Below are 680 nucleotides of genomic sequence, written 5' to 3' on the forward strand. Positions count from 1 at the left end.
CGACCCGAGATCGAGAACACGTCTTCCACTGGCATCAGGAAAGCACCGTCAACAGCGCGCTCTGGCGTTGGGATGTAAGCATCCAGCGCATCGGCCAGACGCAGCACTGCGTCAACGCCCATTTCGCCTTCTTTGCCTTCCAGCGCCATACGTGCCGAACCTTTGATGATTGGCAGGTCGTCGCCTGGGAATTCGTACTTCGACAACAGCTCGCGCACTTCCATTTCAACCAGTTCCAGCAGCTCTGCGTCGTCGACCAGGTCGCACTTGTTCAGGAACACGATGATGTATGGAACGCCAACTTGGCGGGCCAGCAGGATGTGTTCGCGGGTCTGTGGCATTGGGCCGTCAGCTGCGGAGCACACCAGGATCGCGCCGTCCATCTGGGCTGCACCGGTAATCATGTTTTTGATGTAATCGGCGTGGCCTGGGCAGTCAACGTGCGCGTAGTGACGCGTTTCCGTTTCGTACTCGACGTGGGCGGTGTTGATCGTGATACCGCGCGCTTTTTCTTCTGGTGCTGCATCGATCTGGTCGTATGCTTTAGCTTCGCCGCCGAATTTCTTCGACAGAACCGTTGCGATTGCAGCGGTCAGCGTGGTTTTACCGTGGTCGACGTGGCCGATGGTGCCGACGTTGACGTGCGGCTTGGTCCGTTCGAATTTACCTTTTGCCATTTT

General features: G+C 57.4%; 1 protein-coding gene. It reads right to left on the minus strand.

Annotated features, from left to right (window positions below; all coding sequences use genetic code 11):
• Positions 1-677: GTP-binding protein (locus tag V3C40_RS28255; RefSeq protein ID WP_139144529.1), on the minus strand; the 677-nt coding region annotated here is incomplete at its 3' end.
• Positions 678-680: the final 3 nt, after the last annotated feature.

Source organism: Janthinobacterium sp. LS2A (assembly GCF_036543145.1).
GTDB lineage: Bacteria > Pseudomonadota > Gammaproteobacteria > Burkholderiales > Burkholderiaceae_D > Janthinobacterium > Janthinobacterium aestuarii.